The following is a 17,551-nucleotide window of genomic DNA, read 5'->3' on the forward strand; positions in this document are numbered from 1 at the left end:
TTTCAACTATTCCCAATTAGGGGATTACTTGAGGAAGCTTTATCCCTATTTTCCTGGGAGCCCGTGGGGTTCACCGCCAGTAAGATAAAATGAATATAGAAGAACTATCCCAAAGCCAATTAATGTCAAGCTAAGTAAAATGTTAATAAAGCTGAACCGTCTTGGTCGAAAATGTACTTGAACTTCCGGGTTATCAGTGTAGACCCTTGCTGGCCTAATTAGCTGTAATATACCAAGCAAAAAGCTAAGAATACCAAAAATAAGCGTAAGCATTATTCTCCACCCCCTGCTTATTATTCCTCTTCTCTTAAACCTAAAATAATGTTATCAAGTGGGCCTACAATCTATCCAGATAAGATAAGCAAATCTTCAAGGGCCCCTGCTAACCCGGGATAGCGAAACTGGTAGCCCTCCTGCAAAGCCCGGGCCGGGAGCACCCGCTGGCCGGTAAGGAGAAGATCGGCCATTTCCCCTAATGCCATTTTCAGCACCCATGCCGGTACTCGCAAACCGGAAGGCCGCTTCAGCACTCTTCCCAGGACCGAGGCAAATTCCTCCATCCGTACCGGCTGGGGTGCGGTGAGATTTAGCGGTCCAGCCACGGTTGTATGTTCGAGGGCCAGCTGGATGATCCCCACAGCATCAGCAATGTGAATCCAGGAAACCCACTGCCGGCCGCTACCTAACGGCCCGCCAAGAAACAAACGAAAAGGGGTAACCATACGCGGCAGGGTTCCTCCTTCCCTGGCCAGGACGATGCCGGTACGTAAGGTTACTACCCTCACTCCCAATTCCCTGGCCCGGTTGGCTTCTTGCTCCCAGGCCTGGCAGACTTCTGCCAGGAAGTCATGCCCCGGCGGCGATGCCTCGGTTAGTTCTTCGTCACCATGGGGGCCATAATAGCCGACTGCCGACCCGCTAATGAATACCCTGGGACGCTGGTTTAACTTTTGAAAGGACTCTGTCAATGCCCGGGTGACACCCAAACGGCTTTGCATAATAAGCTGTTTTCGCGAAGCAGTCCAGCGCCCGGCGCCGATATTCTCCCCGGCCAGGTTGATAACCGCTTCTACACCTTCCAGGGCCTCCAAGGGTACCCTTTCCACGCCCGGCTGCCACTGGATAAGCTGAACCCCGGGGGTTAGCCTACCCCTCGCTGCCGCTGCGTTACGTGAAAGAACTATTGGATCATGACCTGCCTGTAGGAGTTTTGTACAAAGGGGACGTCCTAAAAGGCCTGTACCGCCAGTGATTAATATTTTCAAAGCCAACCCACCTTTCCTGCTTCTAAAAATGTACGTAGGTTACCGTTGTTTCCCTCCCGGACTATTAAGCTCTATTTCAAGCAACCATGAGCCGTTTAAGGCATAGGGCAATTTAGCTATTTTTACATTCAGACGCTGCGACTGTTCAATAAAGGCAGGATTAATAGTGACACCTTCGCGGTTACCTGGTCCTACGCTAACCCCGCCTATAGTTCCAACTTCACCTCTTTCATTGGTAATATAGATCAGGTTGGGATATTCAGGGTTACTTACTTTATGCCCATCCATAAGGCGGTCTGCTTCCAGGGCTTCGTAAAGAGCTTCATTGTCATCAGGTATCAAGAGCATATTCATACTTAATCCCCTGTCCCTCACACCAACACTTTCAATAAAAACTTTGGTATTATGAACATTGCCCACTTCCTGGTTGAGGTCAATTATCTTAATATTATCAGCCGCCAGATATTGTTTGTAAGGGTTTAGATCAAAACTAAAGGTTAGCTCGTCATCTCCCAACAAGATTAATTTTTCAATTTTAAGGGTAATTCGTTCTGGTATTTGATTAAAGGCAGGAAAAACCAACCAGAATTCATTGGGGTTATTACTTGTTTCAACTACAGGATTGATATAATATTCTTCTTTTTTATCCGTAACGATTTTTCCCACTGCTACCTTATAAACCCTTTCGTTCTTGGGGGTGGAAAATGTAAAACGAAGCCTGTTTTCTGCCACACCGAGAAGCAATTCTTTAGCCTCAAATTTGCGTCCAAGTAATTCCTGACTGTAGTTTATAACGTATGACTGTTCAATTTCACGGCTTTGGTCATAATTTACGGTCAGTGTCACTGGCTGTAAAGGATAAGATTTATCGCCTATTATAAGTTTGGCCTGCTTCCATACTACTTTGTCTACTGCCGGCAGTTTTTCACCGTTTACCTTTTGTAGAGGGTTATACGTCATCCTGCCATAGTAACGTCCCCGGTAAACGATCCCTTCTTGTGGTGAAAAATTTGAGGTATATCCGGGGCTGTTAAGCAATTTTTCCCCGCCGGCGGTTTCCAGAGAACCAAAGTCTAAATACATATATGGCAAACCATGTTTCTGGTTCGGATCTTGGCGATAATTAGCCAGACTATAGAATAAAAACACCTCTTGGCTATTGTACCAGATCTTTTCCAAGTGAACGGCGGTATTGGCTTCGAGCACTGGTATTTCTATGTTAAGGGGTGTTACCAGCCCCAACTCCTGGGCCCTCGTTAAACCCGGGGTCATCGCTGCCAGGTATTGGTCAACCTCTGCAAGTGAGCGGGCTTGCTTAATCCCGGTATTATTCAACCCGCAACCGGTTGTCAATAGCACCAGCAAAAACAACAGCACTACCCGATAGGTTTTACCTGCCATTTTAACCACCCTTCCAGATTAAACCTCTTGAGCACGAGAGTAGTCAATTATTCCACCATCCCCAAAACTATTAATATGCGGTCTAATTGGTTTTAGAGGACTTTATAAGTATGACGCTTCTATATGCTAAAAGGTTCCCGGTCACGGGCGGGTATAATTTGTAGCAGCCCCGATGTCCAAGATAGCCTACACCAGGGGCACCTCAGGCTCCCCCGGTTATCATAACGACAACCCCAGGCATGCCGATAGCTGCCGGACCAGGCTCCTCCACCGGGCGCCGCCGGAGTAACGGCCAGGAGATACATGCGGCCAGAGAATTTCCGGTGATGTACACAGTTCCTGATTTAATCTTCATTAAATTTAACATGCTTCACCAGAGTACATATCATGAAGCCCAGCAAGGGATAATAAACCAAGAAAGAAAGGGGGAATAACATGTTCAAGCACGATAAGAACCTGCTAGAAATGGTGCGTGTGGAACGGCCGAACCCAAACTACGCGGCGCTTTTGCAGGAGCAAATCGGGGGCCCCCACGGTGAGCTGAAAGCCGGGTTACAGTACCTGGCCCAAAGTTTTCGCATTCAAGACCCGGCCATCAAGGATATTTTCCTTGACATCGCCGCGGAGGAACTCAGTCACCTGGAAATGGTATGTACGGCAGTCAACCTCTTGAACGGCCATGAACCCCAGGCCATGAACGCCACCATCGGCAATGTTCAGGCGCATGTAATGACCGGACTCAATCCCTTTTACAGCAATGCCTCCGGCCAGGTGTGGACCGCGTCTTACATTGAAGCCACCGGTGACCTGCCCGCGGACCTGCTTTCCAACATCGCCGCCGAACAACGTGCCAAGGTCGTTTATGAATATCTGCACCGGCAAATCGTAGACCGGTATGTGCGGCAGATGATCGATTTCCTGTTAAACAGGGAAGAGGCGCACAACACCATGTTCCGGGAATGCTTCCAGAAGGTCCGGGGCACCGGCTCCACCCAAAACTGGGGTGTGGACAAGGATGCCCGGCTCTTTTTCAACCTGTCCACACCCGGCAACTATGCGGGGTCCTCCCTGCATAACCCGCAACCACCGTCCTTTGACCAGCCGCAAATCCCGCCCCAGTAAGATAGTTGGGGACGGCTTTTGCCAAAAAGTCCTATAAGGCAAGATCGTAAACAGGGAAGCGGCATCGCCTCCCTGTTTTATTTGATATCTATAGGATTGCCTGTCCGCCGTCCGCCTCCGGGCTCTTTTACCAGCCGTACGATCAGCACCACTATCCCTACCACAATCATAACTCTATCTCAACCCTCAGTAACCAATTTATAACAATAAGAATAAGATAATTAAAAGTTTTAACTGGGGGTTGGGACAATATGGATATTAGTACAAAGGAGCCAGTAATATCCAGGAAAAGTCCCACTAAACAAATGGGCATTTTTCAACTCACAGTAACTGTCTTACAAGTCGGTACAGGTATACCCATAACGAATTTCCAATTTATCGTCAACCAGGACAACGTGGGAGATCCTTTCGACCCCGATCCGGCCAACTGGCCTTCGTTGAAGCCCGGCGCCAGTCACAGTGCGGTCGTGGCCACCGGGGACTCCAGGCAACCCACCGTCTCCCTGCCGGCCGGCAAATACCTTGTCTCCGTGCTGGCTCCCGGCTACAAGCTCGGGGGTAACTGGATCAACCTGACGCGTGACAGTACGCTGACCGTTGAGTTGCAGCCCCACCCCTTGCCGCTTGCCAAAATCCGCGTTCACGTCTTTGAAGATATCCACCCGGTCAACGGCGAGGATGACTTCCCCCTCGAACACGGCCTGCCGGGGTTCCGCATCGTGCTCGCAGATGCCGCCGGCGAGGTTACGGTCGACTATTTCGGCAACCCCCTCGGAACGGTTTACAAGCGTGACGCCAGCGGCAACCTGATTATCGGTCCGGACGGGAAACCGATCCCAATGCCGAACACCGGCGGCATAATCTGGACGGATGAAAACGGCGACGCCGTCATTGAAAACCTCCCGCCGGGCAAGTACGGGGTGCAGGCGATCCCGCCCGACGGTACCGACTGGATCCAGACCACAACCATCGAGGGTACCCACGTCATTGACGCCTGGATTGAAGAAGGCAACGACGGGTATAGCCCGCGCGAGGGTTTCAGGGCACCCCTGGTCTGGTTCGGTTTTGTCAGGCCGAAGGAGTTCGCCCCGGGAGCGGGAACGGGCACGATCACCGGCCGCGTCCGTACGATCATCGAGTTCATACCGCCAGTCAGGCCCCTGACCCTCGGCGGACCCGTCGACCGGCCCTGGATCGCTCTTACCGATATCGGCCGCACCGACGAGCAGGTCTATACCGGCCGGGGCAACCCTGACGGAACCTTTACCATCACCAACGTTCCTGCAGGTCTCTATCAGATGGCCATCTGGGATGAACCCCTCGACTACATCATCTCCTTCCGTACTGTCCAGATCGCCGAGGGCGAAACGATTGCTATGGGCGATATCGGGATCCCGCGCTGGTTCGGCTGGATCAGCGGCATGGTCTTCAGGGACGAGAACGGCAACGGCGTACGCGATACGGATGCTGCCGGGAACTATATCGAGGAAGGTATCCCCAATGTCCCCGTGGGCACGCGCTTCAAAGACGGCAGTGTGCAGTATGCCACCGTAACCGATCTCGACGGCCGCTACTCTCTCAACGAAGTTTTCGAACTCGAGCGGTTCGCCGTGGCGGAACTGGGCTTTGACCGGTTCGGGCGGACCGCTGCGACCGCTACCCCCGATTACGGGATCACCCCGCCGCGGCCCACTACGACCCATCCCCGCGCCCTTACCCTGGCGGTCCTGACGTGGGCGGCGAAAACGAACCGCATCGATTGGGGGATGCGGGAATACCCGCTACCGGGACCGGACGGGCTCGTGGGAACACCCGACGACGAACTCCATGGGGGCATCTCGGGAATCGTTTATTACGCGACGATGCGCAACGAACTCAACCCCCGCTACGCGGTGGCTGAGGACTACGAACCGGGCATCCCGAACGTAACCGTCAACCTCTACCGGCTGAATGACGACGGCAGCACCACGCTGATTAACTCCGTGCAGACCGACGCCTGGCAACATCCAACCGGCTGCGTGCGGCCCGACGGGAGCGTTGACCCGGACTGCATCGAAGTACCCAACGCCTCCAACCAGATCAAGGACGGCGTCTTTGACGGCGGTTACTCCTTCGCGACTTACTTCGATCCATACTTCGGGGCCCCCGGCGCCGTGGAAAAGCCGCTCCCACCAGGAACCTACCTTGTGCAGGTGGTCCCGCCCACCGACCCGTATAACCTTTTGCCCGATGGTTCCCCGAAACCGCTGTACAAGGTGCTCGACCCCGGCGCGGTGAACACCGGCCAGGGCGACCGGTTTGTCGCTCTTTCGACGACCACTCGGGACCAACCCGCCAGCGCTACTGATGCGGCTCTGTTCCGCCTGCCCCCGCCCCCTTACTATGGCGACAAATACGATACTAAAATAGTAACCGTCAGTCCAGGGCAGAACGCGGTGGCGGACTTCTTCCTGTATACCGATGTTCCGGTGCCGGGGCGCATAGTCGGCTTCCTCCTCGACGACGTGAATATCGAAACCGACCCGGATTTCATCTACTACGGCGAAAAGCGCGGCATTCCTTATACACCGGTCGGCATCCGGGACTATACGGGGCGATTGATCACCACCGTTCATTCGGACGCCAACGGCATCTTTGAGGTGCTCTTACCATCCACTTATACACGTAACGTACCTACTCCATCCGGCGTGGCACCGGGAATGTACCTGGTTGTCGGCAACGACCCCGGCGATCCCGGCCGGCCCAACACAAGGTATAATCCCAACTACCAGACCTTGACTATGGTCTTCGATGTATGGCCGGGGAAAACCACCTATGCCGACGTCGCCCTTTTCCCCATCACCGCCTTCGTGGGAAGACCGGGGGCGCAATTCTCCCGGCCGCCGCTCTGCCAGGTAACGGGCGCCCCGGAGATCGGGAGCGTGAATCCTGTCTACGTGACTTTGACCAGTAACCGCATAATCGTCATCAGGGGGCGTAACTTCGGTGCCATGCCAGGAACAGTGACGCTTAACGGCAGAGCCATTCCCGTTCTGGCCTGGCGTGATACCTTTATCCTCACGTACGTACCGCGAAGTTTCGCTGCCGGCCCGGCCCAGCTGGTGGTAACCTCGAGTGCCGGTATTCCGGGTACATTGGGAATCACCATCCACGTCCTGGTCCCCGGGATCTACGATCCCCCGATCGTAAACGCTACACCCCTTACGACCATCCAGGCAGCCATCGACCGCGCCGCGCCGGGGTCATTGATCATTATTAATCCCGGTGTTTACTACGAGAGCCCGATTCTCTACAAGAATGTGAAACTCCAGGGTATGGGGGCCTGGGTTACCAGACTGGAGGGGCGCTTCTTCGCCAGCTACCAGCAGCAATGGGAAACAAGGCTCGCCGCCATTACCTTTGACGGGCCCCAGGAGATACCGCGGGGTCAAGTCATCACGGTAGTAGCCGAGGATGGCGCCTTCGGCGCCGCGTTTACGACGCAAATAGACGGGCTGACGATCACCGGCGCCCGGGGGGAAGAAGGCGGGGGCGTTGTGGCCAACGCTTACTGTCGCTACCTCGAGATCAGCAACAACGTCATCCTGAGCAACGGCGGCGGCTTCGGGGGCGCGATCACCATCGGCAGGCCCTACGCCGGTGACAACCAAAATGACGGCGTGCACATCCACCACAACCGCATCCTGAATAACGGCGGCATCAGCCTGGCCGGCGGCGTGGGGATCTTCACCGGCGCCGACGGGTATGAATTCGACCACAACGAGGTCTGCGGCAACTACTCCGCCGAATACGGCGGCGGCCTCTCGCATTTCGGGCTGAGCGACGGCGGGCGCATCCACCACAACAAGTTCCTTTTCAACGCTTCCTTTGACGAGGGTGCGGGCATCTTTGTAGGCGGCGAACAGCCAATCCCACCAGCAACCCTTTCCCCCGGCTCCGGGGCGGTGGACATTTACAACAACCTCGTCCAGGGCAACCTGGCCAACGACGACGGCGGCGGGATCCGCCTGCTCCGGGCAGGTACTCACCGCATCAACATCTATAACAACATCATCACTAACAACGTCTCCACCGACCTCGGCGGGGGGATTGCCCTCGACGATGCGTCCAACGTGGTAATCGTCAACAACACCATCGCCAAGAACATCACCACCGCCACCGCCGAAGACAGCGACGGCCGGCCGCACGGGGCGGGCCTCGTAAGCGAGGCGAACAGCGCCGCCTTCCAGGCCAGCCTGCCGCCGGGCGCCCCGACCTTCAGCAACCCGGTCCTCTTCAACAACATCTTCTGGGATAACCGGGCAGGCTGGTACGATCAGACCCTAAACAACGGCCGCGGCGGTATCGCCGGCATCGGCGCACCGGCCGACCCGAACCCGGTCAACGTGATTGATCTCGAGGTCTTCGGTACCCCGACCCCCGAGGTGCTGAGCCCGCGCTACTGCAGCCTGTCGCAACCCTACGGCGTACCCGTTCCTACCAACATTATTGGCGTTAACCCCTCTTTCGTGACGCCTTATGATACCGCCGTCACGGCCGTAGCCTTCAATATGGAGCCGGACTTCAAGACCGTTAAAATTATAACAGTCGTACCGCAACTGCAGGGCGATTACCACCTTAACCCGAATTCACCGGTCATCGACCGGGGTACCCCTACCCTCGTCGTGAACGGCGATATCTATAACGCGCCGACAACCGATTTCGACGACCAGCCGCGACCCCGGGGGGCCGGGGTGGATATCGGCGCCGACGAGGCCCGCTAAATGTTTTTACCAAGGAGGAGTTCACGTGACGTTCGTCCAGGTGCGTTACGGGGCAACCGACAGTTTCATCACCATGCCCGACGGCTCGGTCCACTATATCTTCGGTTTCGTTGACCTGACCGGGGTTCCCGAAAACGAGATCTTCGCGCGCCGGGGGAAGGCAACGTTACTCGCGCCGCTCTTGGAGGTCAGAGTCGGCGACCGGGTTGAACTGACCCTTACCAACCTGGGGATGCCGCAACGGCCCGACCTCGACGACTCCCACACGATCCACTGGCACGGCTTCCCCAACCAGATATCTTTGTGGGACGGCGTTCCCGAGACGTCAATTGCGGTACCGGTAGGGCGCGATTTCATATATTATTACGAACCCAAGGATCCCGGCACCTATATGTACCACTGCCACTTTGAACCGGTAGAACACATTCAGATGGGCATGGTCGGGCCGTTGATCGCCCGTCCCGCCGACTACAACCCTGCGAATCCGCTATTCAAAACTGCATATGGCGCAGGTACGGGAACCGAATTCGACCGGGAGTACTTTTTATTGATATCAGAACTCGACCCGGTAGCCCACGAGCAGGTGCACAGGGTCCAGGAGTTCGACTGGAGCGAATACCGCCCGGCCTACTGGTTGATCAACGGCCGCGCCTACCCCGACACGCTGCATACGGCACCGGATGGCGACCTCAGCCAACAACCCTATCATTCCCTGATCCAGGCCAACGCCGGGGAAAAGGTGCTCCTGCGCTTCATAAACCTCGGTTTTGAAGAGCATGCCATCACCATTCTCGGGCTACCGCTGCGTATCATTGGCCGGGATGCCCAACTGTTGCGCGGGCTGCACGGGGAGGACCTTTCCCACTGGCGGGACGTTCTCTATTTCGGCGCCGGGCAGACAGTCGACGTCATTATCGAACCTCAACAACCAGCACTTTACCCGCTCTTCAACAGGGGCTACCACAAAAACACGAATGCGGGAGCTACCCCCGGCGGGATGATGACGCACATTACTGTATACCCTGCCGGAACTCTGCCGCCCCAGCCGGGGCCCGGCTTTTAAGCGAGGGGCCGGCCGGGGCTCCCCCAACCAACTTCAAGGAGGGAGGATTCATGCCAACACAAGCTACAGCCAACGGATCGCCGACCATCCACCTGCGCGCTGTTGACGGGTATATCATCACCCCCGACGGGGCGAGTATCTACATCTGGGGCTACCGGGATGAAACGGGCCGGGCTGCCCAGTTACCAGGGCCGACCATTATTGTTAACCAGGGCGATACAGTCACCATTAAACTGACCAACGAACTGCGCGAGAACGTTTCCCTAATGTTCCCCGGCCAGAACGGAGTGTTCAGGCTAACCAACCGCGGCGCGGTACCGGTCGGGCCCATATACGAAAACGGGCGCCTCGTTTCCCTTACTGATTACGTGCCCCCGCGGGGGACGGTCATTTACCAGTTCGTAGCCAGCCAGCCAGGCACCTATATCTACCACAGCGGTACGGAGATTAACAAACAGGTGCCGATGGGGCTCTACGGGGTCATTATCGTTCGCCCGGCCGGCTTCGACCCCCTCGACCCGGCCACCTGGTCCGCATACGGACCGGAAACCGACACCGAATTCGACCGCGAATACCTGCTGGTGGTCGCGGAGATAGACCCGGTGCTACACGAAGCCGTCCGCTTGGGCAAACCTTACCGGCCCAGCACTTACAGGCCTCGTTACTGGACGATTAACGGGCGCTGCGCCCCCGATACGATGTTGCCCGATAGAGCGACCTATCTTCCCCATCAGCCATACGGCTCAATGATTATGGCGGAACCGGGCGAGCGGGTCCTTATACGCTATATAGGCGCCGGCTGCGATGCCCACCCGCTACACCCCCACGGGAATCATACCCGGGTGGTCGCGCTGGACGGGCGGCTGCTAAGAAACGGCACCCAGGACCTATCGCACAAACACTTCACGGTGTTAGTGGGTCCCGGCCAGACCTACGACCAGATCTTCCAGTGGGACGGCCTGGGATATGACCCGGTGACCAACCCGATCCCCACCCCGATCCCCAACCTCCGGAACCAGGCGATTGGTGACGTCGGGTGGACCATGTGGAGTGGCAGCCCGTACTTAGGGCAAAAGGGTGACATACCCATAGGAGTAACTTCTCTCAACGTGACCGGGGAGTACTACTTTATGCTCCACTCCCACTCCGAACCGCAGATCACCAACTGGGGCGAATTCCCCGGGGGGATGATGACGATGATCGGCATCTTTCCAGTCGGTACTCTCGGGCCAGAGGTCGGCAGGCTGCAAAGAAACAGCCGTGCAAATAGTACTCGCGAAAGGAGATGAAGGTATGCTGGTAAGCATAGAACTCTGGGCACGTCCGGGCATTGTTTCGCTGCCCGGTGGTTTCCCCGCCGTTATCTGGGGTCTAGCTACCAGTCCGACCGCCGCGCCTCAAGTGCCGGGACCTGTACTTGAAGCCACGGTCGGCGATATGGTAGAAATAACGCTTCATAACATGCTAAATGAACCTGTCTCTCTTACTTTTCCGGGGCAGGAGATTGCCCCGGAACCGGTCCTCGACGCCAGCGGCCGGCTGGTTTCGCTCACTCGCTTCGCCGCGCCAGGAAGGAGTGTGGTCTATAGTTTTCCCGCCTACCGCCCGGGGACCTTCCGCTACGAAAGCGGCACCAGTCCCGAGCGCCAGGTCCAGATGGGCCTGTACGGCGCGCTCATCGTAAGGCCGGCCGGCTGGGACGACCCTGCCAGCCCGAACTATTATACCGCCTACGGGGCAGATACCGGAAGCGGTTACGACGTTGAGGCTGTTATTCTGCTCAGCGAATTCGACCGCGCGGCGCACGAAGTTATTGCCACCGGCGACGTATACAACCCGTTGAACTACGCCCCGCAGTATTGGCTGGTAAACGGGCGCCCCTTTCCGGACTGTGTGGCCCCACCCGATACATCCACGCAACCCCTCACCTCCCGCGTCCCCGTCCTTGTCGGCCAGCGGGTACTGCTCCGCTTAATTAATTCTGGCTTCCTTGCCCACACCCTGGCCTTCCAGGAAGGGCCGGCGCGCGTTGTGGCCGAGGACGGCCGGCCCCGCCGCAGTCCCTTGCTTGACGCTACTTACGATAAGAACGCGATAACCTTAGGCGCCGGGCAGAGCGCCGACCTGGTCTTCACGCCCCCGGAAGGGGAGCATTATCTATACGACCGGGATCTTTTGCACCTGGTCAATACCGACGATTACCCCGGCGGGATGATGGCCCTTGTTGATGTTCGCACGGCCTTTCCTGTAACTCCTCCGGAGGCCCCATCAAGTTTGACGGCCACGGCGGCTTTACCAGGGCAGGTTGAACTTACCTGGATAAACAACGCTGCGGATGAAGACGGGTTCGTTTTGGAGCGCCGGACGGGAGCCGGGCCTTTTTTGCGGGTCACCACCCTGATGGTGGGAGCAACGGCCTATACCGATACCCACGTCGAGGCCAACACCACCTACACCTACCGGGTACTGGCCTTCAATCTAGCGGGAACATCAGCATATTCAAACGAGGCTGTCGTCACCACCTTGCCTTAGTCAAGATGAAACGGCCTCGACAACCAAGAATAAACCAGGGTATTCGGAAATCAGAGCCGAAAACGATGCAACCGTATTTTGTGCCTGATGTCCAAAATCAGGGGGGCTAACCCCCCTGGTTGTTTAGATACCAAAAAGTTCCTCAGCGTTGTACCTCGCGATCCTAGCAATGATTTCCTGGGAAGCTCCGTTCAGTTCCAGGTACCGCACGGCCCTGGGGACGCCCAGGGGATCATTGGGTTTGAGATTGCTGTAATCGCTGTTCAGAACACCTCGCGGGAAGCGTTCCAGGTGATTTAGCAATAAATGGGGAGTGAGCCCCTCCTGGCGGATGGTGAGCCCGGGAACGGCCCCAAACTCTTCAATTATGTTAATGATGTCCAAATTAGCGTGATCGATGATCATTTTTCCGGGTTCTATCCCAACGGCGGCGGCAATTTCAATCGTTTTTTCGGTAATTTCCACCCTGCGCTGGGGCGGAGTATGAATAATCACCGGAACCCCGTATTCCTTGGCTATCTTCAATTGCTCCCGGAGGACGTCCTGTTCCCGCTTATTCCCCTCATGCAGGCCGATTTCGCCCAAACCGACAACATCGCTCATATTAAGATAGGATGGAAGGGCGTCGATTACCCTGGGCCAGTCTTCCGGCGTTCCCATGGGGTGAATACCAACTGTAACGAAAAGCTTGATACCATTTTGGGCGGCATTGCTCGTGGAAAGGGTTAACATCTGGTGGAAATGATCAAAGAGTGTTTCCGCATGTTTGGCCCCGAAAAATATGGAGCAGCCGATAATCTTCTTCACCCCGGCCAGGGCCATGTTTTCTAGCCCTTCGTACGGAAGCAACGAAACATGGGTATGAGAGTCTACAATTCCTTCCATACGATTTTACTACCCCCTTATTATGCTGGATCGGGCCCTTTTTTATTGCCACATGTTCAAATTACATTAAAGGGGAAGTTTCTCACTTCCCCTCCATGCGGACACATAATCAGGGCTTGATGTAGGCATACCCTTCAGCCTGTTTCGTGGCGATTTCTGTTATGCCGGCCGGTACAACTGTCAGAAAGTTGGGGAGGCTGTCCTCGTCGATAGACTGGCCTTTAAGAGCGTTCCGACACGCTACAAAGTTTACTCCCATCTCCGATAACTTCTTCATCTGCTCTACCAGCGATCCATTAGCTGTCCCGCAGCTTGCCCCCTGACCCTCACCTCCGGCCAGGAGGCACCTGTTCCCGAAAATAGAAACCGCCTCACCGTTGGCCACTACTTCGATGTCAGCATTTCCTTGCCCAACATCATTTAAAAAATTAATGATGTTCACGAGAACCCTTTGCCATCTGCCAGATTCGTTAACATGGAAAAGGACTTTCAACCTATTCACCCCAACACCCCTTCTCTGTTAAACTCAAATTGGAGTTATTTTAAAATACCCTTCCTTTTAAGATACTCAGGTAACTGGTCCGTATCAACAACATCCATATCGCCGTTGTTATATACCCATAGTCTATCTTTCAAAATAACAACATTACAATCCGCTTCCTTGTCCACAGCACATGCGTTACCGCAACCACTGATAGTGATGTTTCCTTGTAAATTGCCGGAGGACACTAGGCGCTCCGCCATAGCATGGACATCACCAACACCGTTTTTACAATACCGCGCGCCTATGCACGTCTTGATTCCTTCACTACTCCATGTTAATGCTACCTTCAGGAATGGCAGAAGGCCCATCCGGTTAATAACTTCAGCCAGTCGCTCGTTCTGGGCAACCTGAAAATAGCCCTTAACTATCCGTTCGACAGTTTCGACTAGATACTCTTCCTTGATAACCATGTCCAGCCGAGTACCCAATTGGGGTTGACGTCCTCCTTTGCCTCCAAGGTAAAGCCAGTACCCGTCCTGGACAGCAATGATACCCAGGTCGTTTAGTTGCGCCTCCACGCATGAATTGGGGCAGCCATTCAGGGCCATCTTAAATTTTTTCGGCGTCGCCATCCCTGCGAGGCGCTGATTGATTTGCGCTGCCAGAGGAGTAACATCGCGGATAACGTGCTTGCAATACTGGCTGGAACATACTTTGACATTTCGCACCACCGGACCGATATCAGCCAAAGGTAGGCGCGCCTTTTCTAACTCTGCGGCCACCTGGTCAAGGTCCTCGGGTTTTATCCCGTAAATCATGATAGCCTCGGTAACCGTGAGCTTCGCCTTTCCGTATTGTTGGGTCAGCTTACGTATGGCCTCTAGCTGTTCGGGTTCCAGGTATCCGTTGAGAGGATGAATTAAGACAGCGTAAGAACCATCCAGCTGTTGTATAAAACCCTTGTTGGCGTACTTTTTAATCATAATTGCTCTTCTCCTTACTTTACTTCATTAAGGGTGTAACCTACAAAAAGAATGTAACATAGAAAAAATTGTACGTCCAATCAGTTTATCTTATACACGATATAAAGTTTTTCTGTGGCGAAAACTGGTTCAGGACACGACCTACTAGTGTTTTAGGCGAGCTTTAACAGTAGGGAAAAGGTCAAGGTCGGTGTGGGGGAAAAACAGGCCTGCGGTAAAATGGGCCATAAATTGCAGGCTATTGTTCATCTCCAGATACGTAACGCGCCGGGCTATTTCTTCTAACTCCTGTGCCTTATTAATGTCAGTAAGGACCAGGCTGGCACCTGTACCAGAACTGTTTCCTAAGCGTATGATATTTTCCCGCGGCAGGTCGGGATATAGCCCAAGGGTAATAGCTGATTCAATATCTAGGTGATCGCCAAATGCACCAGCAGCATAAAAGTACTTAAGATCGGCAAAAGTACACCCAACACTCTCTAGTAGCGTAGCTATGATCGCGTTAACTGCAGCTTTGGTGCGCAACAGTCGCTGGATGTCTACGGGAGTGAGCTCGATGGGCTGGCCAGTAGCGCTTTCCTCTGCCGGCACAACCACTAGAGAAGTAAGCGGTTCACGTAATTCTCCTCGCTGATTAATAATCCCTGCTAGTAGCGCTTGAGCAATTGCATCCACAAGGCCTGAACCACAAATACCGCGCGCGGGTACATCTCCAATAGTGCGGTAAGTCACCTTACCTGTATCCGCATCTATACGAACCTGACAAACTGCGCCAGGTTCAGCCCGCATGCCACAAGCTACTACCCCACCTTCCAAGGCTGGTCCGGCTGCTCCAGCAGCTACCACCAACCATTCTCGATTGCCTAAGACTATTTCTCCGTTGGTACCAATGTCTGCCAAAAGGCTGATCTCTTTTTGCCGGTGCATACCACTCGCTAAAATACCCGCCAGGATGTCTCCTCCCACATAACTACCTACGCTGGGTAAAAGGTAAACTAGAGCTCGCGGGTGGAGGTCCAGACCTATCATTGCTGCCGGGAAAAACCCCGGAGCGTTAACTACAGGTACATAAGGATTCCGGCAGATATTTGCTGTTGGTAAACCCAGTAATAGATGCACCATAGTTGTATTACCACTGATAACCCCTGCGGTAATATCGTGCGGTACTATGTTAGCCTGCTTGGTCACCAAATCAATTATCCTGTTTATACTCATGCTTGCTAACTGCTGCAGTTCTGCTAGTCCCTGAGGAGTAGCTGCGTAATGAATACGAGTCAGGATATCTTCTCCAAGCCTCGTCTGTGCATTAGTCACACCATCAGCAGCGAGAAGTTTACCTGAACCTAGATCCCACAAATATCCTCCCACAGTGGTACTGCCCAAGTCCACCGCCAGGCCAAAGGGACCTAACCGGTCAGAACCCGGCCCTAGTTCCACTAACTCGGCGGCCAGTCGTTCTAACCCCCACCCCGGAGGCCAGTAGTAGCCTATAGTTACTGTTACCTTCCAATCATTCTGGCGTAACTTTGCCGGGATTTCCCTTAGTAACTCAAGAGGAATACTCACGGGACAGCCAATTTGGGTTTCCAGTGCTTGGCGTAAACGGTCTGCATCAGCAATATTGTCGCCGTTTCCCGGAAACTTAAGCTCTAGTAAGTATTTTTCACTCAAGGGACTAGCTTTTAACTTGTAGCTCTGCTGCATTGTACTGGCCTCCAATAATTTGGACTTAAACGACCAAAATACCTTGGTTCGCATTATTTCGCCGCTATTCTTTATAAAACCTTCTGCTAATCATCGGGCTAACCCTCTAATTTTAGACTGCCCCAAAAAACTTGAAAAGTATAACCAGAAATGTGGAATATAGGAGAGTTGATAGTTTAAAACTATCCGTAGAGGTTGCAAGGGATAGCATACCTCAGGAATTTCAGGATATTAGCCAAAAGCCTGAACTCGACCAATATCATCGAATCGGCCAATAACCGCGTTGCACTTACTGCCGCAACATTAAGAGGTAGCAAAGCGGCGAGCAGATACTTCGCTGGATGGCAGCTTCGTATCTCGAGGCTGAAAAAGGTTTCCTCCGGATTATTGGCTATCGTGAAGTGTCCATACTGAAGGATGCGATGTGCAAGAAGTTGTTCCCAAAATAATCCATCAACATGCAAAGCGCTTAAAAATCGCGAAAATGGCCGTCCCGAAAATCTACGACGAACGGGATAACCCCCTGTAGTTTTCAGGTAAACATTTCGTATATACAATTTGACCAACACTCTCACAAACAGGCAGCCCGTTGCTGATATCCACCTCTACCCGTACGCCCTGCCCCTCCAGGCCCACGAGGACGACAGATGACAATGGCTAGCATAGTAAACACCCCAGGTGGTTTTCTACCCAACTTTTGCTATTCGCTGCAAGAAACAAAGTTCCTACTAAGTTGGTGAAAAAAGAAAAGACCCTGTTTGGAGGTCTTCCGTTATCCCCTTTCTGGCTACGGCTATACTCGAAAGTCTTTCCATGGTAATCAACATCCGCGGAGACAGCTACCGCTTAAAAGAAAAACGCCGGTCGGGGATAATAAGCACCTTATTAAAAAACAAAAACTAAACTGAAAGCAAACGCGCGCTCGCTTCTTCCCTTCCCCTTAAGGAGAAGGGAAGATATAACTTCATTAGTAGTAAAAGTTAAATTTTACCATCGTCCAGACCCGATTATTGCTAACTTTTTCCATCACCATTTTGAACCTTTCCTGCCAACGCTATTACGGCGATGGTAAATTTCTTCTATGAATCCGTCAGCATCGAGGTCGGTCCAGGAACCTGCTGCTCTTTCAAATGCTTTCGTGTTTTCATTGTTAGAATCCTCATTATCTAGTAGATGGCGTAATTTTTCCCTTTCCGCGGGAGGGAGTCTTTTAATCGCGTTATAAATTTTTTCTATAGCCATAACTTACCACCCTATTCTTCATCATCTATTATAACCTAAATTTCTATTTTAAATAGTGATCATCAATGAGATTCCCGTTATGAGATTCCCGTTATTACTTTCTTTAA

General features: G+C 53.6%; 12 protein-coding genes and 1 pseudogene. 6 read left to right on the forward strand and 7 right to left on the reverse strand.

Features of this window, described 5'->3' with window-relative positions; all coding sequences use genetic code 11:
* Positions 1 to 344: 344 nt before the first annotated feature.
* Positions 345 to 1,265, reverse strand: coding sequence for a TIGR01777 family oxidoreductase (locus NWF31_RS14125; RefSeq protein WP_258361148.1), 921 nt, complete (start codon positions 1,263 to 1,265; stop codon positions 345 to 347).
* Between the two features lie 39 nt (positions 1,266 to 1,304).
* Positions 1,305 to 2,666 (reverse strand): hypothetical protein, encoded by a 1,362-nt coding sequence (locus NWF31_RS14130; RefSeq protein ID WP_258361149.1) that lies wholly within the window; start codon positions 2,664 to 2,666, stop codon positions 1,305 to 1,307.
* Between the two features lie 435 nt (positions 2,667 to 3,101).
* On the opposite strand from NWF31_RS14130, the gene NWF31_RS14135 reads away from it, so the two are divergent.
* The 5 genes from NWF31_RS14135 to NWF31_RS14155 all read left to right on the forward strand — a co-directional run bounded on the left by NWF31_RS14135 (position 3,102) and on the right by NWF31_RS14155 (position 12,146).
* Positions 3,102 to 3,788, forward strand: coding sequence for a manganese catalase family protein (locus tag NWF31_RS14135; protein ID WP_258361150.1), 687 nt, complete (start codon positions 3,102 to 3,104; stop codon positions 3,786 to 3,788).
* Positions 3,789 to 4,039: 251 nt separating this feature from the next.
* Positions 4,040 to 8,551 carry a choice-of-anchor Q domain-containing protein gene (locus NWF31_RS14140; protein WP_258361151.1) on the forward strand — a complete coding sequence of 1,504 codons (4,512 nt, stop codon included), beginning with the start codon at positions 4,040 to 4,042 and terminating at the stop codon, positions 8,549 to 8,551.
* 73 nt (positions 8,552 to 8,624) lie between these two features.
* Positions 8,625 to 9,614: a multicopper oxidase domain-containing protein gene (locus tag NWF31_RS14145; RefSeq protein ID WP_258361159.1), complete on the forward strand. Its 990-nt coding sequence runs from the start codon at positions 8,625 to 8,627 to the stop codon at positions 9,612 to 9,614.
* 50 nt (positions 9,615 to 9,664) lie between these two features.
* Entirely contained in the window at positions 9,665 to 10,903 is a 1,239-nt protein-coding gene (locus NWF31_RS14150) for a multicopper oxidase domain-containing protein (RefSeq protein WP_258361152.1), read from the forward strand.
* A gap of 4 nt (positions 10,904 to 10,907) precedes the next feature.
* Positions 10,908 to 12,146 carry a multicopper oxidase domain-containing protein gene (locus NWF31_RS14155; protein ID WP_258361153.1) on the forward strand — a complete coding sequence of 413 codons (1,239 nt, stop codon included), beginning with the start codon at positions 10,908 to 10,910 and terminating at the stop codon, positions 12,144 to 12,146.
* A 123-nt stretch (positions 12,147 to 12,269) separates the two neighbouring features.
* Here the strand turns inward: NWF31_RS14155 and NWF31_RS14160 are convergent, their stop codons facing one another.
* The 4 genes from NWF31_RS14160 to NWF31_RS14175 form a co-directional block, all read right to left on the reverse strand.
* The gene (locus NWF31_RS14160; protein ID WP_258361154.1) at positions 12,270 to 13,031 is read right to left on the reverse strand and encodes a TatD family hydrolase; all 762 of its coding nucleotides are present in this window, start codon (positions 13,029 to 13,031) and stop codon (positions 12,270 to 12,272) included.
* Positions 13,032 to 13,140: 109 nt separating this feature from the next.
* Positions 13,141 to 13,533, reverse strand: coding sequence for a DsrE family protein (locus NWF31_RS14165; protein WP_258361155.1), 393 nt, complete (start codon positions 13,531 to 13,533; stop codon positions 13,141 to 13,143).
* Between the two features lie 35 nt (positions 13,534 to 13,568).
* Positions 13,569 to 14,498, reverse strand: coding sequence for a nitrite/sulfite reductase domain-containing protein (locus tag NWF31_RS14170; RefSeq protein ID WP_258361156.1), 930 nt, complete (start codon positions 14,496 to 14,498; stop codon positions 13,569 to 13,571).
* Between the two features lie 144 nt (positions 14,499 to 14,642).
* On the reverse strand, positions 14,643 to 16,256 hold the full coding sequence (locus tag NWF31_RS14175; protein ID WP_258361157.1) for an ASKHA domain-containing protein: 1,614 nt from the start codon (positions 16,254 to 16,256) through the stop codon (positions 14,643 to 14,645).
* A 729-nt stretch (positions 16,257 to 16,985) separates the two neighbouring features.
* Here NWF31_RS14175 and NWF31_RS15040 point away from each other — a divergent pair.
* A pseudogene (locus tag NWF31_RS15040) lies at positions 16,986 to 17,105 on the forward strand (AAA family ATPase); the annotation flags it as partial.
* Between the two features lie 123 nt (positions 17,106 to 17,228).
* On the opposite strand, the gene NWF31_RS14185 reads toward NWF31_RS15040, so the two are convergent.
* On the reverse strand, positions 17,229 to 17,444 hold the full coding sequence (locus NWF31_RS14185) for a hypothetical protein (RefSeq protein WP_258361158.1): 216 nt from the start codon (positions 17,442 to 17,444) through the stop codon (positions 17,229 to 17,231).
* Positions 17,445 to 17,551: the final 107 nt, after the last annotated feature.

Source organism: Neomoorella sulfitireducens, assembly GCF_024733845.1.
GTDB classification, from domain to species: Bacteria; Bacillota; DSM-521; order Neomoorellales; family Neomoorellaceae; genus Neomoorella; species Neomoorella sulfitireducens.